Annotated in this window: 16 protein-coding genes; 11 read left to right on the top strand and 5 right to left on the bottom strand. The window is 61.8% G+C overall.

Annotation, left to right across the window (positions count from 1 at the left end; all coding sequences use genetic code 11):
- Window position 1: 1 nt before the first annotated feature.
- Window positions 2-292, bottom strand: coding sequence for a hypothetical protein (locus D1222_RS05575; RefSeq protein ID WP_119453205.1), 291 nt, complete (start codon window positions 290-292; stop codon window positions 2-4).
- Here D1222_RS05575 and D1222_RS05570 point away from each other — a divergent pair.
- Entirely contained in the window at window positions 291-1,271 is a 981-nt protein-coding gene (locus D1222_RS05570; protein WP_119453204.1) for a DMT family transporter, read from the top strand. The genes D1222_RS05575 and D1222_RS05570 overlap by 2 nt on opposite strands.
- A gap of 83 nt (window positions 1,272-1,354) precedes the next feature.
- The gene (locus D1222_RS05565) at window positions 1,355-2,125 is read left to right on the top strand and encodes a hypothetical protein (RefSeq protein WP_119453203.1); all 771 of its coding nucleotides are present in this window, start codon (window positions 1,355-1,357) and stop codon (window positions 2,123-2,125) included.
- A gap of 60 nt (window positions 2,126-2,185) precedes the next feature.
- On the opposite strand, the gene D1222_RS05560 is transcribed toward D1222_RS05565, so the two are convergent.
- A complete protein-coding gene (locus D1222_RS05560; protein WP_119453202.1) occupies window positions 2,186-4,156 on the bottom strand; it encodes an acyltransferase family protein in 1,971 nt (656 codons plus the stop codon).
- Window positions 4,157-4,461: 305 nt separating this feature from the next.
- Here D1222_RS05560 and D1222_RS05555 point away from each other — a divergent pair, with 305 nt between their 5' ends.
- A complete protein-coding gene (locus D1222_RS05555) occupies window positions 4,462-5,478 on the top strand; it encodes an SDR family oxidoreductase (protein ID WP_119453201.1) in 1,017 nt (338 codons plus the stop codon).
- A gap of 27 nt (window positions 5,479-5,505) precedes the next feature.
- Here D1222_RS05555 and D1222_RS05550 read toward each other — a convergent pair whose 3' ends face one another.
- The 3 genes from D1222_RS05550 to D1222_RS05545 all read right to left on the bottom strand — a co-directional run bounded on the left by D1222_RS05550 (window position 5,506) and on the right by D1222_RS05545 (window position 7,386).
- Window positions 5,506-5,928 (bottom strand): VOC family protein, encoded by a 423-nt coding sequence (locus D1222_RS05550; RefSeq protein ID WP_119453200.1) that lies wholly within the window; start codon window positions 5,926-5,928, stop codon window positions 5,506-5,508.
- A gap of 174 nt (window positions 5,929-6,102) precedes the next feature.
- A complete protein-coding gene (locus tag D1222_RS15645; protein WP_147371819.1) occupies window positions 6,103-7,020 on the bottom strand; it encodes a hypothetical protein in 918 nt (305 codons plus the stop codon).
- A gap of 180 nt (window positions 7,021-7,200) precedes the next feature.
- The gene (locus D1222_RS05545) at window positions 7,201-7,386 is read right to left on the bottom strand and encodes a DUF1674 domain-containing protein (RefSeq protein ID WP_119453199.1); all 186 of its coding nucleotides are present in this window, start codon (window positions 7,384-7,386) and stop codon (window positions 7,201-7,203) included.
- Between the two features lie 109 nt (window positions 7,387-7,495).
- Between D1222_RS05545 and htpX the strand changes: the two genes are divergently transcribed.
- The 8 genes from htpX (at window position 7,496) to D1222_RS05505 (ending at window position 16,818) form a co-directional block, all read left to right on the top strand.
- Entirely contained in the window at window positions 7,496-8,404 is a 909-nt protein-coding gene (gene htpX, locus D1222_RS05540) for a zinc metalloprotease HtpX (RefSeq protein ID WP_119453198.1), read from the top strand.
- Complete coding sequence (locus tag D1222_RS05535; protein ID WP_119453197.1) at window positions 8,401-9,684, top strand: RsmB/NOP family class I SAM-dependent RNA methyltransferase; 1,284 nt, start codon at window positions 8,401-8,403, stop codon at window positions 9,682-9,684. Before htpX ends, D1222_RS05535 begins: the two co-directional genes overlap by 4 nt.
- A 116-nt stretch (window positions 9,685-9,800) precedes the next feature.
- On the top strand, window positions 9,801-10,307 hold the full coding sequence (locus D1222_RS05530) for an outer membrane lipoprotein (RefSeq protein ID WP_119453196.1): 507 nt from the start codon (window positions 9,801-9,803) through the stop codon (window positions 10,305-10,307).
- Window positions 10,308-10,403: 96 nt separating this feature from the next.
- On the top strand, window positions 10,404-11,072 hold the full coding sequence (gene rpe / locus D1222_RS05525) for a ribulose-phosphate 3-epimerase (protein ID WP_119379415.1): 669 nt from the start codon (window positions 10,404-10,406) through the stop codon (window positions 11,070-11,072).
- A gap of 91 nt (window positions 11,073-11,163) precedes the next feature.
- Window positions 11,164-12,822 carry a heparinase II/III family protein gene (locus tag D1222_RS05520; protein ID WP_233348523.1) on the top strand — a complete coding sequence of 553 codons (1,659 nt, stop codon included), beginning with the start codon at window positions 11,164-11,166 and terminating at the stop codon, window positions 12,820-12,822.
- Window positions 12,819-14,702: a polysaccharide biosynthesis protein gene (locus D1222_RS05515; RefSeq protein ID WP_147371818.1), complete on the top strand. Its 1,884-nt coding sequence runs from the start codon at window positions 12,819-12,821 to the stop codon at window positions 14,700-14,702. Before D1222_RS05520 ends, D1222_RS05515 begins: the two co-directional genes overlap by 4 nt.
- An 81-nt stretch (window positions 14,703-14,783) precedes the next feature.
- Window positions 14,784-16,370: a bifunctional phosphoribosylaminoimidazolecarboxamide formyltransferase/IMP cyclohydrolase gene (gene purH / locus D1222_RS05510; RefSeq protein ID WP_119453193.1), complete on the top strand. Its 1,587-nt coding sequence runs from the start codon at window positions 14,784-14,786 to the stop codon at window positions 16,368-16,370.
- A 37-nt stretch (window positions 16,371-16,407) separates the two neighbouring features.
- Entirely contained in the window at window positions 16,408-16,818 is a 411-nt protein-coding gene (locus tag D1222_RS05505; protein ID WP_325049219.1) for a YbgC/FadM family acyl-CoA thioesterase, read from the top strand.
- Window positions 16,819-16,934: the final 116 nt, after the last annotated feature.

Here is a 16,934-nt window from a genome sequence, read left to right as displayed (position 1 = left end):
GTCAGCTTTTGGCGGGCTCGCTGGCGGCGAGGGCAGGGATGCTCTCCACTGCCATCAGGAGGTCATCGAGTGAGGCCGCCTCGGCGACGGGGCGGTCCTTCTCGTCAAAGAGTGCGAAACCATCATCTGTCTTGCGGAGCGGGAATTTGCGCCAGTGCGCCCGGGTGCGGTAGAGCCAGACCTCTTCCGGCTCTGCGCCGGCTGCTGACCATCCGGCCCACATATGGTCGGCCGGGACGCTTCGCCATAGCTTGTCGATCTCGTCGAGGTCAGATTGGGAAAAGGTCTGCATGAGCCGTGAAACAGAAATGGAAACTGAGGACGAGCCTAGTACAGGCAGGCTGTCAGGCAATGCCCTCGGCGCGCTTTTCATGCTGTTTTCGGCTGTCGGCTTCACCGCCTATACGGTGCTGTCAAAGACGCTGACCGAGGAAGTCCACCCGGTTTTCCTGGCGTTCTGGCGGGCCTTCTTTGCCTGTTTCATGTCGGTGCCGATCATCATGCGGGTCGGCATTTCGAAGATGAAGACCAAGCATCCGGGCCTGTTGCTCTTGCGCTCGCTGTTCGGGACGTTGGGTTTTACGCTGGCCATCGTGGCGCTTTCGGCAGACTTCAATCTGACCTTCTCGCAGTTCAACGCGATCAGTTTTTCACGCTCGCTTTTCGTGACGGTGCTGGCGGCGATTTTCCTGCGCGAAGTGGTCGGGCCTCATCGCTGGGGCGCGGTCATTATCGGCTTTTTCGGGGTGCTGATCATGGTGGTGCCGGGGGTGTTCGTGTTCTGGATGCCGGTTGCGCCTGGCGCAGGCTTTCACCTCGATACCGGCACGATCTGCGCGATCCTCAGCGCCTTCTTCCTCGCCTTTGCCATCGTGCTGGTGAAGACGCTTTCGGCAGAGCTATCGGCCGTCGCGCTGCTGACCTATGCCAATGTGCTCTCGTCCATCCTGCTTCTGCCCTTTGCCATCTATTACTGGTCCATGCCGTCGCTGGAGACATGGGGCTGGATCGTCGTCATGGCGGGCGTCGGGTTCGTGGCGCAGTTCTGCTATATCTCGGCGGTGAGCATTGGAGACGCGTCCTTCCTGTCACCGCTCGACTATCTTCGCCTGCCTATGGCGACGGGCGCAGACCTCGTTATCGTTGGCATGTTGCCGGGCGTAAATGTCTGGGTCGGCGCCGGGATTATCATCGCCTCGGCGGTCTACATCACCTGGCGCGACCGCAAGAAGACAGCCCAAAAAGTGACCGTGCTGGAGAAGCGGGGCTAGGCCCGAGAAATTCGCTCCGACCGGCTTGCCGCGCCCCGAACCTTGTGCTCCGCTAACCGCATCAGGGGCATTGTGAGGCTGGCATGGAAAAGACACTCAATATCGGCGCGGTTATCAGCGAGACATTCAGCGTGATCGGCCGCAAGTTTGTCGACCTCGTCGTGCTAGGCCTCGTCTTTGTCGGCGTACCGACCTTGCTGGTCGCGCTATTTTCCTCGCAGATGCTGGAGCGGTCCCTTGAAGGCGGTACGTTCGAGATGAATTTCTCGCTGGGCTACTTTCTGGCCAACCTGCTCTACGCGCTCTTTCCTTTCATGTTGCAGGCCGCCGTCGTGCATACGACGGTCACCTCGCTCAACCGCGGTTCTAGTGACACTGGAGAGGCCATTGGTACGGCGCTGCGCGCCCTCCTGCCGCTTTTCATTGTCTCCATCCTCATGAGCATTGGCCTCACGATCGGTTTCCTTCTGCTGATCATCCCCGGCCTCATCCTGCTCACTGTCTGGGCCGTGGTGGTGCCGGCGCTGGTGATCGACAAGGCCGGGATTTTCGGCAGCTTTGGTCGTAGCGCGGATCTCACGCGCGGCTCACGCTGGCAGATCTTTGGCCTGATCCTGATCGGTTATGTGATCCTGTTCATTATCGGCGCTGTGCTGGGCCTCTTATCGATTGGTATTGGCGTCGGCGGCGTCATGGCGAGCGGTGGGATCAGCATGCCAGCAATGTTGACGAGCGTCGTCGTCGATACGGCGCTCGCCATCGTCGGGGCAGTTGGCGTCTCTGTCCTCTATGTTCACTTGCGCGAGCTGAAAGATGGCACACGGGTCGACCATATCGGCGACGTGTTTTCCTGAGGCAGGGACGGACTGAGCTGGTCGCGGATGCGAAGCCTGCTCAGATCGTTCCGTCTCACGTCATGGGAGGTTGCCCGTCTCCTGTAGCCAGTCCCTGATCGCGCGGGCGGCCATCACTGACCCCAGAGGGTTGAGGTGAATATGATCCTTGTGGATGGCCCGTCCGCCGACTTCGTAGCGTGGCACGCCATTTTCACACATGAACTCATCCATGGAGAAGAACCTGTCTGCCGGAACGAGTTCATCGACGCCGAGCTCTGTCCCTTTGCATCCGATATGTAGCTTTTCCCGCAGCGCTTCGCCGATATCTGCGCCTTCCGGAAGCCGTGCGATAATTTCGGTCGGGGGCTCTCCGAAATACGGAATCTGCCCAATCATCACGTACGGTATGCCAGCGGCGTCGAGGCGCCGCGCCGTTTCCGGAAAGCCCTTTGCGAGCGGGTCCCATCGGCCAGTATTGGATATGACGATTAGGTCGTACTGGTTGGCCGCGATGACCTCCGTCAGGAAATACTCAACATTGGCCGGGCAGTTCGGCGTGTGGGGCTCGGAATAACCCAGAACCGGCGGGCAGGTCGCGCCGGAGTATTGCAGCACCTGATAACGCTCACCGAAGACCTGGCGGAAGCCGCTGACCAGATGCTCGGCGGTACTGTCTCCGAACAGGAGAATGCTCTTCTTCGATGATGCGGGGTCGATCTCATAGCAGGCAGGATCAATGTCCCGGTAGGTCAGCGACGGCGCCATGAAACAGGAGTGGTCTTCTTCGACGGCAGCCGCTTCGAGGAAGAGGGCGTCCTGAGATGAATAGCGCCAGCTTGCACCGTTTGTGAGATAGATCATCGCGCCGAGGCCCACGAAAACGCTCGCCGCCATTGCAGCGGCGCCTAGGAATCTGCGGTCTGCCTGTTTCGTCGGGCCGGGCTTTCTCAGCGGTTGTTCGATGAACTGATAGATCAGCGCCGAAATCGCCACCGTGGCCGCAAAGAGGGCGATCTGCTCGACGGCCGACGCCTGCGACTGACCGCGCCAGTAGAGGTAGAACACGATCAGCGGCCAGTGGACGAGGTAGAGCGAGTAGCTGATCTTGCCGACCCAGACGACGGGCGTCGTGCGCATCCAGCCGGCGATACGGGCGGTCTGACCGGACTGGATGAGGAGTGCGGCGCCGATGCATGGGATGAGCGCACGCCATGCTGGGAAGATGTCGGTTTCGGAATACAGAACGACGGGCACTAGTATCATCACCAGGCCGAGGAAAGCAGCGGCTTCGGCCGCCCATCCTTTGCGCAGTATCCGTGAAGGCGACCAGTTCAGCAGCGCGCCGATCGCGAACTCGAACATGCGAAACATGGTGAGGTAAAAGATCGACGCCTGATCATTCGCCATCCAGTCCGCCAAGGGCGGGGCAACCGTGCGGGTGACCGCTGAATCGAGATAGGCGAGGTCAAAATTCCAGAGCAGGCTGAGTATGCCGACAATCAGCAGACCCCAGACCGGGGCGGATTTGTTCGGGAGACGCAGCAGCAGGAAGAGCAGGGCGGGCCAGACGAAGTAGAACTGTTCTTCGACCGAAAGCGTCCATGTGTGGAGGAGCGGCTTGGTGATGGAGGCCGCGTCGAAATAGCCAGCTTCCTGCCAGAACCAGATGTTCGACACGCTAAAGATGGACGTGATGAACGAGCCAGCGAAGCGCTGTAAGGGTTCTGGCGGGAACAGGATGATCGCGGCAACGAAACTGGCTGCAAGCGTAACGGCGAGGGCCGGGAAGAGGCGTCGGACGCGGCGCAAGTAGAAGTGCCCGAACCGGAAAGCGCCTGTCGATTCAACCTCATTCCGGATCAGACCGGTAATGAGGAAGCCGGAAATCACGAAGAAGATGTCGACGCCTATGAAGCCGCCGCCGAAGCCGAAGGTGCCGAGGTGGAACAGGACCACAACGACAACGGCAATCGCCCGCATGCCGTCAATGTCCGGCCGGTAGCCCGTCGGTGCGCGGCCATCATGGGTCGCGCTCGAAATGTCCTTCATGCCGCGCCCCGCCTCGTCGCCGACAATAATACACTATCGCTGGGCCTGTCCGGCGATCCTCGCGCGACGGCTGAGGCCATGCTGGCGCAGGCCGATCAGAACGTCTGCGCGCAAGTTATACGGTTCGGTTGGCCTGTCAAAAGGACAAGTTTGCAGGCAACAGAGCCGGGCGCATCAATTCTACCGAGGCAGGTGGTTGCCTGGGACTTTCAGCGGAGCGGGCAGTCGGCTTGCCAAGCATTTCGCCGATTTCGCTTGCCAAAGCCCGGCCGGGCATCAACCTTCGAAGGCAGAAGGGGAGTGTCATGGAAAAGGTACTGGTTACCGGGGCGACGGGGTTTATCGCGTCACATCTGATCCTGCAGCTGATCGAGCGGGGCTATGAGGTTCGAGGCACGGCGCGGTCGACGGACAAGGCGGCGCGGCTGAATGAAATCCTGTCTGCCTATGCGGGCAAGCCCGTCGCCATCGAGATCGTTGCGGCCGACCTTAACACGGATGAAGGCTGGGCCGAGGCGGTGAAGGGCGTGGACTTTGTCCAGCATGTGGCCTCTCCATTTCCGTCCGAAACGCCGAAATCAGCCGATGAGCTGATCGTGCCTGCGCGCGATGGGGCGCTGCGCGTGCTGAAAGCCGCCAAGGCCGAGGGCGTGAAGCGGGTGGTGCTGACCTCGTCGATGGCGGCGATTGCCTATGGCTGGGGCGACAAGCGGCCGGATGTGCTGAGCGAAGTGGACTGGTCCAACCCGGACAATCTGGAAGACAACACGGCCTACACCCGATCCAAGACCATCGCGGAGCGCGCCGCCTGGGATTATGTGACGGGTGAGGGCGCGGGGCTGGAGCTTGCCGTCATCAATCCGGTCGCTGTGCTTGGCCCTGCGATGAGCGCGGATGTTTCATCCTCGCTGCAACTGGTGAGCCAGCCGCTGGAGGGGAAGCTGCCTGCGTTCCCGAAGCTCAGCTTTGGCATCATCGATGTGCGGGATGTCGCTCGCGCGCATATCGAGGCGATGGTCCGCCCCGAAGCGGTCGGTGAGCGCTTTATCTGCGGCGGCGATGTGCTCTGGATGGACGAGATGGGCGCAGTGTTGCGTGAGGCCTTCCCGGATCGCAAGATCCCGAAGGGCACGCTGCCGAACTGGCTGGTGCGCCTGTTTGCGCAGGTCAATCCGCCGCTGAAACAGGTTCTGCCAGAGCTCGGCAAGAAGCGCGGCTATACCAATGAGAAGCTCAAGACCTTGCTGGGCATCGAGCCCATCCCGGCCGATGAGGCGATCATCGCGAGTGCGAAAAGCCTGATCGAGGTCGCGGCGGTCTGATCAGTCGGCTCCACTTGCGCTGGCTGGCTAGAGCGCAAAGGTGACGTGCCCGTCGGAACTGATGGGCCAGTGCGGGTTCCAGGCAATTTCCCAGGCATGGTCATCGGGATCGGTGACATAGCCGCGAAAGCCGCCATGTGGGGGTGCGTCTGCGGCTCTCAGCAAAGTGCCCCCTGCGCCGATAAGCTGGTCCATGACGGGTTCCACCTCGCTCTTGCTCATCACATTGTGGGCGAGGGAGAAGGCGCCGGGCGAGGTATGGCCTGAGCGAGCCATGTCGGCCTCAAGCGCGGTCTTCTCGAATGTGCCGAGGACGAAGCCATTCATCTGGTAGAATATTATGTCTTCATTCTCGAATACGGGATTCCAGCCAAAGCCCTCCGTGTAGAAACGGCGCGAGCGGGCCATATCCGAGACTCCGAGGGTAATAACCGCGATCTGATGTTGCATATCCAAAACCTTCTGGTTCGCCCACGCACAATTGTGGGGCGTTCAAGGCCTTGGGACTCAGCGCCGAAGCGAGGTCAGGACCTGTTTGCACAGGGGCCGGGCTAACCGCACCGACCTTTCCTTTTCAGACATTGGCTTCCTAGCGGGCAGGAAGGCGGCTGACAATCGTCGGACCTAGTGTCCGCCGCCGCCGTGTCCGCCACCTTTGTGGCCGCCGCGGCCGCCGCCATGGCCACCACCCTTGTGGCCTCCATGACCGCCGCCTTTCCAGCCGCCGCCCTTATGGCCACCGCCGCCGCAGGTGTTGCACCCACCGCCGCCATGGTTCTTGCCGCCGCCGCCACCGCGGAAGCTGCCATTGAAGGTGAATGAGGCGGCTGCTGAAGACAAGGCGCTCGCCGAGGAGCTGGCGCTGGCATAGGCAAAGCCGCCACCGCCGCCATAATAGCCGCCGTCAACGCCGTTGCCGACGCCGCCATCAAAGCCTGAAATGTCGAGATCGACATCGCGGCGGGCATAGCTTGTCGAACGTGTGGCGGACCGTGTTGCGTAGCCGGTGCTGCGGGTTGCGGTGCGCGAAACGGCGACGGGCCGCGGCGCAGAATAAGAGACTGTGCGGGTTGAGTAAGCCGCAGATGATGAGCGCGTCGCAGGGTATGCCGCTGTGTGCGTCGCATAGCTGACCTGTGCAGGGCGCGCGGCAATGGTGTTGTAGCCGCCGCTGCAAGCTGCGCCATAGGCGTGTGCGTGGCCGGCATGTGCTGCCGCATAAGATTGCGAGACCGTCGACGCGTAGCCACCATGGCTGACGCTGTGGCTCGCAACGCTGCGGGCTGGCGCGCTGGTATAGCCGTGATGGCTGGAATGAGCTGTGCCATGAGAGCGGTGCGCCGTCTGTGGCAGCGGCGGACATGACCAGGTGTCATGGCCTACCAGGTAGCAGCCGGGCTCGGGCGGTGTCTGCTGGGCGTGTGCCTGCAGGGGCGCCGGGCCACGGTTGACCGGACGGTTCTCATAACCGTCTGCGAGCGCAGGTGTCGCCAGAAGCGCTGCGGATGCAGCAAGCAGGGCCGCCTTGTACCGATATGGCATAGTATTCGCCTCCTGAGCGAAAGTCCGGTCGATCTACTGTGTCCTGCAGCAAATGCAGGGCCAACGACCAGTAAACGTGATCAGGAGGGGCGAAGCAAACGGCTTAACCGGAGAGGGGAACGGCGCTCGCGTGCGACGTGCAGAACTCTAAAGAATGCAGGCTGACGACAGGCAGCAGTCCTAGAAGTCGTAAGTAATGCCCTTGCGTTCCCAGTCGCCAAAACGCGTGGGTTCGCGGTGACGGGGGCCGCCGGTTTCCTTTTCGCGCTCAGCTTCGAGCGCCTTTTCATGCTCTAGCTGAGCCTCACGGCGCGCTTTTGCTTCGTCGAGGGCGCGTTGAGCTTCGGGGGGAAGGGGCTTTTTCATTAGAATATTGTCATGCTTGCGGCGATACGCTTCTCAGGCGTGTTAACGCTTTCCATATAGATCAACGCAAAATATTAAAACGTCTGCCCTCAGCATCAAGGAGCGCCCGATGGCGGGAACAATGAAGACTTTTGTCTTGCTGGCTGCGATGACAGCCCTGTTCATGGCTGTCGGATATCTGGTGGGCGGCGTTGTCGGTATGGCGATCGCTTTTGCGGTCGCGCTCCTGCTCAATGTTTATTCCTGGTGGAATGCCGATAAGATCGTGCTGCGCATGCAGGGCGCGCGCGAAGTCTCGCCAGATGAGCGCTCCCCGATCTTCAGGACGTTCGCCAACGATACGCGGGCGCTCGCCGCCCATGCAGGTCTGCCTGCGCCGCGCATCTATATTATCGACACGCCGCAGCCGAACGCGTTTGCGACGGGCCGTAACCCGAAGAATGCGGCCGTCTGTGCGACGACAGGGCTTCTCAATACGCTGACGCGTGAGGAAGTATCCGGCGTCATGGCGCATGAGCTGGCCCATGTGGCGCACCGCGACACGCTGACCATGACGGTGACGGCGACGCTGGCAGGTGCCATCGGCATGCTGGCCAATTTCGCGATCTTTTTCGGTGACCGCTCACGCGGCGGGATCTTCACCTCGCTTGCCATCATGATCTTTGCGCCGATGGCGGCGGGCCTCGTCCAGATGGCGATCAGTCGCTCGCGTGAATATGAAGCCGACAAGCGGGGCGCAGAAATCTGCGGCAACCCTTACTGGCTTGCCTCGGCGCTCGAAAAGATAGACAGGGGCGCACGTTCCAATCTCAATCAACGCGCCGAAGCCAATCCGGCCATGGCGCACGTCTACATCATGAACCCGCTTGCCGGGCGTAAAGGTGACAATCTGTTTTCGACCCATCCTTCTACCGCCAACCGTGTCGAGGCGCTGCACAAGCTCGCCATGGAAATGAATGTGGCGCCGCCTGAGCGGCTCTATCCCGAAACGGTCACAGCCCGTGGGCCGTGGGGATGAGCGCATCCAAGTCAAGACAAGCTGCCGCCGATCTCCTCATTGAAACCCTCGACAATCGCCGCACGCTGGATGAGGCGATGGAGCTTTCGGAGACGTATGGCGCGCTGACCGGCCCGGACCGGGGCTTTGCGCGCGCCATGGCGAGCGCCGCGCTGCGCCAGCTGGGCCGTATCGACAAGGGGCTTGCGCCTTTCCTCAACCGCCCAATCGAGACGGCCGTACCGCCGGCGCGGGCGCTGCTGCGGATTGGGGCGGCGCAAAGCTGGATCCTTGATACGCCGGCGCATGCAGTGGTGAGCGAGACGGTGAACGCGGCCAAGCATTGGGCGCGGGCCCGCTCTGCTTCGGGGTTTCTGAACGCGGTGCTGCGCAAGGCGGTGAATGACCGGACCGCTTTCGATGCGGCGCCGGTGACATCTGTCTGGCCGGACTGGCTGACTGTAGAGCTGATGACGTCGCTGGGTGTGGAGGGCGCATCGGCGCTGGCCCGCCTGCAGATGGAAGAGCCGGATCTGGACCTTACCGTCCGTGATGAAGGCTTTGCCGAAGACCTTGCCAAGCGGATAGGCGCGAAGCGCGTCGGGCTTGGCAGCCTGCGGGTTGCCTCTGGTGATGTGGCGGGTGTTGAAGGCTACCGCGCGGGCGACTGGTGGGTTCAGGATGCAGCGGCCGCGATCCCGGCGCAGCTTCTGGGCATAGAGCCGGGCCAGACCGTGTTTGACCTGTGCGCGGCGCCGGGTGGCAAGACGATGCAGATCGCGGCCATGGGCGCGAAGACGGTGGCGGTCGACCGGTCGAAAACGCGTCTGCAGCGGGTCGAAGAGAACCTTGAGCGTACCGGGCTTCAGGACGGCGTGGAGATTGTCGCGGCGAATGCCGAGACATGGTCGCCGGGCGAGCAGGCAGACGCCGTGCTGCTGGATGCGCCGTGTTCGGCTTTCGGAACGCTGCGGCGTCACCCGGAAGGGGCGTGGATCAAGGGGCCTGACGACATTGCGCGCTTCCCTGAAGTACAACTACGCCTCCTGAAGGCAGCGGCGGGTCTGGTGAAGCCGGGCGGCACCATCGTCTATTGCGTCTGCACGCCGCTGAAGCGTGAAGGGGCTGATGTTGTGGCGGCCGCGCTGAAGGATACGGAGCTGGAGCGCGCGCCGATCAGCGCCGAGGAAGCCGGGCCTTTCGCGAGCGCACTGACAGGGGCAGGCGACCTGCTCACCTTGCCGCTGGGCGATTTCGCGCACGACGCCTTCTTCATCTCGAGACTTCGCAGGAAGGCCTGAGTTTATCAGTCGCCGAAAAGTATTCGGCTGCCTTATTCTTGCCGCCCAGAATTCATATTCCGTTCAGCGTGCGGGGCGGATACTTTGTCCTGTCCCGTAGTCAAAGGATCCGGATAATGAATACAAACGTCTCTCAAGTCGCCAAGCCTAGCCGTCTGATGGCAGGCGCGTTCGCGGCCCTTACTCTCACGCTGGCTGGTTGTGCGAGCACCTATGGCGCAAACACAGTGAGCCCGAATGATGTTGGCTATGCCTCGCAGGTCGAGCTTGGCACGATCAGCGATGTGCGCGAAGTCACGATCCGGCCGGACAACAACATTCTTGGCGCAGCGACTGGCGCGGTGCTCGGCGGTCTTGCGGGTTCTGAGCTTGGCGGCGGTGACAAAGCACAGACGGCTGGTGCCGTTGGCGGTGCAGTCCTTGGCGGCCTGGCGGGTAATGAGCTTGGCAAGGGTATGAACACCCGCCGCGGCTTTGCCTATACGGTGCAGCTCGATAGCGGCCGCACGGTTGAAGTCGTGCAGGGCGCGGACATCGCGATGTATCCGGGCCAGCGCGTGAACGTGACCTATGCAGGTGGCCGCACCACGGTGTCGCCAGCGCAGGGCTACTCACGCTACTAGATCTTTGCCGGGCCGGGTCTCGGGCCTGCTGAAACTGAAGCATCGATGCCGCCGTGAGCCTTGTGCTTGCGGCGGTTTCGCCTTACCCAGCGTGCCATGTCACGCGTCATGATCTCCCCCTCGATACTGTCTGCAGATTTCGCCTGTCTGGGCGAAGAAATTCGCGCCATCGATACCGCTGGCGCCGACATGATCCATGTCGATGTGATGGATGGGCATTTCGTGCCGAACCTCACTTTCGGCGCGCCGGTGATCAAGAAGCTGCGTCCGCACACAGACAAGCCGTTCGACGTTCACCTGATGATCGCACCTGTTGACCCTTACATTCAGGACTTTGCCGATGCTGGCGCAGATATACTGACCGTGCATCCAGAAGCCGGACCGCATATTCACCGCACGCTCCAGTCGATCCGCGCGGCCGGCATGCGTCCGGGCGTTGCAATCAACCCTGGCACCCCGGCCGAAGTGGTCGATCCGATCATCGATGATATCGACCTCATCCTCGTCATGTCAGTGAATCCGGGCTTTGGTGGCCAGAGTTTCATTGACAGCCAGCTCAGAAAGATTGAGTCATTCCGTAGGAAGATCGATGCCTGTGGACGCGACATCATTCTTGAGGTCGATGGCGGATTGACTCCGGAAACGGCGCCTCGTGCAATCGAGGCTGGGGTGACAGCGATCGTCGCAGGATCGGCTGTGTTCAAGGGGGGTGCGGATGCTTATGCTCGCAACATCGCCGCGCTTCGTGGAGAAGACGGCCAGTAGAGCTATAAGCACCAGGCGAGTGACCGCAGTGGAGTACGCCAAATCGACCCCACCCCCACGCCGCACTCCCGAGGAGGATGCGGATCTGTGGATGCGTCTCGCTGGGATCAGCGGACAGGACATTGCCGCCTCTCCCATTCACCGGCTGAAGATTTCCGGTGCCACGCCAGACGGCTTTTCCATCTATCCCGACCCGATTGCGCCGCCTGACCATATGCGCGGCGAAAGCCTGATGAAGGATGTCTGGCGAATCGGCGCGGACAAGATCGAGATGAATGAGGGGCTGCCGCCTTGGACGGCGCCGCTGCCATCACGCCATTTTGCCGACAGGGTTCATCGCTTTGACTGGCTGGCCGATGTGTTCGCCCAGGGCGAGGCGGGGGCTGAGCGGGCCTGCTATCTTGTCGATGACTGGATGGCCAATTTCGGACGCTTCAACGGATTTGCCTGGCGGATCGGTTGCGCGGGCGACCGCGTCTGGAACTGGATGCTGTGCGGCTCCATGCTGTTCACGCGCGGCGAGCCTGCCGAGATTGAGCGGCGGCTTGAGACGCTGGCGCGTCATCTGCGCCATATCGAGGCGCTGCAGCCGGACTGTGTCGACTTCATCGCGCGCTGGCGTGTGGCCTGCGTCATGGTGCTCGAAAGCCTCTGCCTCAAGGAAGGCGAGGGCCTCGATGAGGCGCTTGAGCTGCTGGAGAGCGAGTGCACAGCGCAGATCCTGCCGGATGGTGGGCATGTCACACGGGCCCCTGCGCGCGGCCTGCGGACAATGCTGGACCTCTGCGTTCTGGCGGATGCGTTTGAGAAGGCCGGCCGGCCCGTTCCGGATTTCATGACGAAGTGGATTGAGCGGCTGGGCGGCATGGTCGCTTTCTTCCGCAGCGGCGACGGCGCGCTGCCGCCCTTCAATGACAGCGATGAGAGCCTGCCGCAGATCGTCGATGCGGTTCTGGGGCGCATGAAGAGCAAACCGCGCGGTTTTATGGTCGCGCCAAAGTCCGGCTTTCACAAAATCCTCAAGGCTGGGACGTGCCTCATCCTGGATGCAGGCGAAGCGCCCGCCCAGCCTTTCGGTGATGGTGCCCATGCTGGCGCGCTGACCTTTGAGTTTCAGGACGGTGAATCGCGGCTGGTGACCTCATGCGGATTCAGCCCTGAAGCAGACATTGACTGGCGCGCAGCGGTCCGGCGCACGGGCGCCCACTCGACACTGGTTCTGGCGACCGAAGACTCCGCTCCCTTCCAGCGCAATGAAGAAACTGGCCTGACATTCCCCGAGGGACCCGAAGGCATCTTCGCGAAGCGTATGGAAGAGAATGAGGAAATCTGGCTGGATGCACAGCATGGCGGCTATAAGCGCCTGTTCGGGCTGCTTCACCGCCGCAGGCTTTTCATGTCGTCAGATGGCAGCCGCCTGACCGGGGAAGATTCGCTTGCGCGCCCGCTGTCACAGGGTCCGGGCAAGCTGGAAAAGCCGATACCCTTCGCTGTGCGCTTCCATCTACACCCGACGGTTTCGGCCACGATGAAAGACAGCTACATCCGGCTGCGCACTGATTCTGGCGATATCTGGCATTTCAAGACGAGCCATTCTGGTGCGAAACTTGAAAAGACCGTCTATCTCAGCCGAGGCGTGGTAGAGAAAAGCAGGCAGATCGTGCTTTCTGGGCGCGCTGACCCGAATAGTGATGGCTCTACGCCGCCAAATTGCCTTAGGTGGGCGTTCTTGAAGGAAGAGGCAGAGTGACGCCACGCGACGAAGCCCGAAGAGCCATGGCGATTACGCTTGGCTTCGACACCGCAGCAGCTGCGGTGGCGATGGCGGTTGCGCTGGTCACGCGCTGGCTGATGACGGGCGGCGCGCCGCCTGACAGCTTCTTCGGCGGCATCGTCACGACGGCCATCTTCGCCGGCGTCGGCTTTGTCTCATTCTATATGCTGGGCGTGCACAAGCAGGTCTGGCGCCATTCCGGCTGGCGGGACGCGGTTCGCATTGTTCAGGCTGTTGGCCTTGCGACTCTGTTCTTCCTGCCGCTTGTTTTCCTCTGGAACAGGCTGGTTGGCGTACCGCGCACGGCGATCGTCATTGCCGTCGTGATCTGGCTTGGCATCATATTTTCAGGCCGGATGGTCGCGCTTTGGCGCTCGACGCAGCGACCGCTCCAGATCTTTTTCTCTCGCGCGCGCCCGGATGCGCCGATGGTGCTTCTCATTGCGCAATCGGAAGAAGCTGCGCGCATCGACTCGCTCATGGGCAAGGATGAGAAGGGCGCGAAGGTCCGCATTCTAGGCCTGCTGGAGCCGGAAGGCGCCGAGTTTGGCCGGAAGATCCGCGGTATCCCTGTGCTTGGTGGGCTAGAAGATCTCAGCAAGGTGCTCGACCTTCTGACCCTTCGCTATGAGAAGACACCGCTCGTGGCGGTGGCAGGCATCGCGCGCGAGCGTCATTACATGACGCAGGTGCTGGAAGTGGCGGCCAGTCGCAAGACGGAAGTCATGTCGCTTGGGGCGGCAGCAGATCAGACATCAGCCTCGATGTTGCCGGTGCGTCCGGCGGACCTTCTGCGCCGCCGCGAACGCCAGCTCGATATCGAGCCCGTAGCTGACATGATCGAAGGCATGCGTGTGTTCGTGACCGGTGGCGGCGGCACGATCGGGTCCGAGCTTGCGCGCCAGTGCGCGAGCATGAACCCGCAATCACTGACCCTGTTCGATTCCTCTGAATACAATCTCTATGAGGCCGATCTTTCGCTGCGCGAGCAATTCCCCAACCTGGCGATCAATTCCGAGCTTGGCGATGTGCGGGACGCTGCCCGGGTCACGCGCGCTATTGAGCAGTTCGAGCCAGACATCATCATCCATGCGGCCGCTCTGAAGCACGTGCCGCTGATGGAGCAGAATGTCTGCGAGGCGATCCTGACCAATGTGGGCGGTGCGCTGACCACGGCGAAGGCTGCGCAGACCTCGTCGGTCCAGAAGTTCGTCTTCGTGTCGACCGACAAGGCGGTGCATCCTGACAATGTGATGGGGGCGACGAAGCGGCTCGCAGAGCTCACCGTGACGCGGCAGGCAGTCTCCTCGAACTTCTCCGTGTCCATGGTTCGTTTTGGCAATGTGCTTGGCTCATCCGGGTCTGTCGTGCCGCTGTTTGAGCGCCAGATCGCCAAGGGCGGCCCGGTGACGCTGACCCATCCGGAAGTCACCCGTTACTTCATGACCGTTGAAGAGGCTTCCGCGCTCGTCCTGCAATCGGCGACGCATAATGGCAGCCCGGGATCGGCATCGCTTTACGTGCTCGATATGGGTGAGCCGGTGCGCATCAAGGCACTGGCCGAAGCGATGATCCGCCTGAAAGGCCTCGTGCCGGGGCAGGACATCGAGATCCGCACGACGGGCCTTCGCCCCGGCGAGAAGATGCACGAGAAGCTCACCTATAATCATGAAGAGGTGAACGTGATCGGCATTGAGGGCATCTACAAGGTTGCCTCCAAGCAGGTTGTCGCAAACGACTTCGATGAGAAGCTCGATGAGCTGCTCGATCATGCCCGTCATCGCCGCCGCGACGAGGCCATCAGGATGCTTGCGGAGCTGGTGCCAGAGTACCGTCCGCGCCGGGCAGCGGAGTAAGCGGCGACACACGGTTGACCTGATGGATTGCGGTGCTACCCACTGGCGCCGGTTTCCAGAAGAATGAAAGTCGCCGAGCCCATGACTGAGCGTTTCAAGGTCCGCCGTGCCCTCTTGTCGGTTTCTGACAAGGCCGGGCTAGTCGAACATGGTCAGAGGCTCGCCTCTCATGGTGTCGAGCTGGTCTCGACGGGCGGCACGGCCCGCGCTCTCAAGGAGGCAGGTCTCGAGGTTGTGGATGTCGCAGATCTCACGGGCTTTCCGGAGATGATGGATGGCCGGGTCAAGACGCTTCACCCGGCTGTGCATGGCGGCCTGCTTTACCGCCGCGACCTTGAAAGTCACCGCGAAGACGCCAAACGTCACGGCATCGAAGCCATCGATCTCGTTTACATCAACCTCTATCCGTTCGAGGCGACCGTCGCATCCAATGCCGACTTCGACACCTGTATCGAGAACATCGACATTGGTGGGCCTGCGATGCTGCGCGCGGCGGCCAAGAATGGCGAGTCGGTCGCTGTCTGTACCGATGCGGGCGATGTGGCGCGCGCGCTGGCGGAAATGGATGCGAATGATGGCCAGGTGAGCCGTGACCTCAGCATCCGCCTTGCGGCAAAGACCTATGCGCGCACAGCGGCCTATGATGCGGCGATTTCCGGCTGGTATGCCGATCAGCTCAACGATGCGACGCCGGATTGGGCAGGCTTTGGCGGCAAGCTGGCGCAAGAGCTTCGTTATGGCGAAAACCCGCACCAGTCGGCAGCTTTTTACGTCACGGGCGACAAGCGCCCGGGCGTTGCCAATGCACGCCAGGTGCAGGGCAAGGAGCTCTCCTACAATAACATCAACGACACCGACGCGGCGTTCGAGCTGATCGGTGAGCTGGGCGATGAACGCCCGGCCGTTGCGATCATCAAGCATGCGAACCCTTGCGGCGTTGCGACGGGCGACACCGCGCTCGCCGCTTACAAGGCGGCGCTGGAATGCGACTCGACGTCTGCTTTTGGCGGTATCGTCGCGCTGAACCGTCTGCTCGACGAGGAAACGGCAGAAGAGATCACGAAGATCTTTACCGAAGTCGTCATCGCGCCGGGCGCTGATCAGGGCGCGCTGTCTGTTTTCGAGAAGAAGAAGAACCTTCGCCTGCTGCTGACCAGCGGTGTGCCTGACCCACTGGCGCGCGGGCGTGTCGTGAAAAGCGTGGCGGGCGGCCTTCTGGTTCAGGACCGAGACTTCGGCCGCGTGTCGAAGGATGACCTTCGCGTTGTCACGTCGAAGGCGCCGAGCGAGGAAGAGCTCGAGGACATGCTGTTTGCCTGGCGCGTCGCCAAGCATGTGAAGTCCAACACCATTGTCTATGTGAAGAATGGGGCCACGGTCGGGATTGGCGCAGGCCAGATGAGCCGGATCGATTCAGCGCGCATCGCTGCCCGCAAGGCGGTGGACGCCGCCGAAGTAGCCGGCTGGGACGCGCCAAAGACGCGCGGCTGTGTGGCCGCGTCAGATGCGTTCTTTCCATTCCCGGATGGTCTGCTTCAGGCCGCTGAAGCCGGTGCGACGGCGGTCATTCAGCCGGGCGGGTCTATCCGCGATGAGGATGTGATCAAGGCAGCCGACGAGGCCGGCCTCGCCATGGTCTTCACCGGCATGCGCCACTTCAGGCACTAGACCATTGGCAGAGGCCGTCTCTCCCTTTGATGCCGCGATGCAGCACTGGCTGCCGGTCAGGGTCTATTACGAAGACACCGACTTCACCGGCATGGTGTACCACGCCAATTATCTGCGCTTCTTCGAGCGGGGACGGTCTGAATTTCTTCGCGATGCAGGTGTTTCGCACCAGTCACTTCTGGCGCTGCCAGAGCCTGCCGCCTTCACCCTGACCAATGTCCAGGTGGACTATAAGCGCGCGGCAAGAATCGACGACGCGCTGATGATCTGCTCGCGCTATACCGGCGTGAAGGGCGCAAAAGTCCTGTTCGAGCAGACCGCGAGGCGGGGCGACGAGGTCATCGCCGAGGCGCATGTCACCGCCATCATGATCCATGTGGACGGACGCCCGCGTCGCCCCATCCCGGATGTGGTCGAGCAGCTTCGACCTTATATTTTCAAGTCTTGAGGCAAGCGGCAGCTTTTTTGCCGCCCAGGCCTCCTGCCGGAGGCGCTCCGGCACATATTCTGCTTCAGATGCCAAGTTTCCGCCTGATTTCCGTAGGATAGGGGGAGCAGATTGAT

The sequence above is a fragment of the Henriciella algicola genome (genome assembly GCF_003576245.1).
Classification (GTDB): domain Bacteria; phylum Pseudomonadota; class Alphaproteobacteria; order Caulobacterales; family Hyphomonadaceae; genus Henriciella; species Henriciella algicola.
This window is presented reverse-complemented; position numbering and strand designations above follow the sequence as displayed.

What these genes read in the sequence shown, in the direction of transcription:
- D1222_RS05570 (WP_119453204.1), top strand. Translation starts at nt 291, where the DNA reads ATGAGCCGTGAAACAGAAATGGAAACTGAGGACGAGCCTAGTACAGGC.
- D1222_RS05575 (WP_119453205.1), bottom strand. Translation starts at nt 292, where the DNA reads ATGCAGACCTTTTCCCAATCTGACCTCGACGAGATCGACAAGCTATGG.
- D1222_RS05565 (WP_119453203.1), top strand. Translation starts at nt 1,355, where the DNA reads ATGGAAAAGACACTCAATATCGGCGCGGTTATCAGCGAGACATTCAGC.
- D1222_RS05560 (WP_119453202.1), bottom strand. Translation starts at nt 4,156, where the DNA reads ATGAAGGACATTTCGAGCGCGACCCATGATGGCCGCGCACCGACGGGC.
- D1222_RS05555 (WP_119453201.1), top strand. Translation starts at nt 4,462, where the DNA reads ATGGAAAAGGTACTGGTTACCGGGGCGACGGGGTTTATCGCGTCACAT.
- D1222_RS05550 (WP_119453200.1), bottom strand. Translation starts at nt 5,928, where the DNA reads ATGCAACATCAGATCGCGGTTATTACCCTCGGAGTCTCGGATATGGCC.
- D1222_RS15645 (WP_147371819.1), bottom strand. Translation starts at nt 7,020, where the DNA reads ATGCCATATCGGTACAAGGCGGCCCTGCTTGCTGCATCCGCAGCGCTT.
- D1222_RS05545 (WP_119453199.1), bottom strand. Translation starts at nt 7,386, where the DNA reads ATGAAAAAGCCCCTTCCCCCCGAAGCTCAACGCGCCCTCGACGAAGCA.
- htpX (WP_119453198.1), top strand. Translation starts at nt 7,496, where the DNA reads ATGGCGGGAACAATGAAGACTTTTGTCTTGCTGGCTGCGATGACAGCC.
- D1222_RS05535 (WP_119453197.1), top strand. Translation starts at nt 8,401, where the DNA reads ATGAGCGCATCCAAGTCAAGACAAGCTGCCGCCGATCTCCTCATTGAA.
- D1222_RS05530 (WP_119453196.1), top strand. Translation starts at nt 9,801, where the DNA reads ATGAATACAAACGTCTCTCAAGTCGCCAAGCCTAGCCGTCTGATGGCA.
- rpe (WP_119379415.1), top strand. Translation starts at nt 10,404, where the DNA reads ATGTCACGCGTCATGATCTCCCCCTCGATACTGTCTGCAGATTTCGCC.
- D1222_RS05520 (WP_233348523.1), top strand. Translation starts at nt 11,164, where the DNA reads ATGCGTCTCGCTGGGATCAGCGGACAGGACATTGCCGCCTCTCCCATT.
- purH (WP_119453193.1), top strand. Translation starts at nt 14,784, where the DNA reads ATGACTGAGCGTTTCAAGGTCCGCCGTGCCCTCTTGTCGGTTTCTGAC.
- D1222_RS05505 (WP_325049219.1), top strand. Translation starts at nt 16,408, where the DNA reads ATGCAGCACTGGCTGCCGGTCAGGGTCTATTACGAAGACACCGACTTC.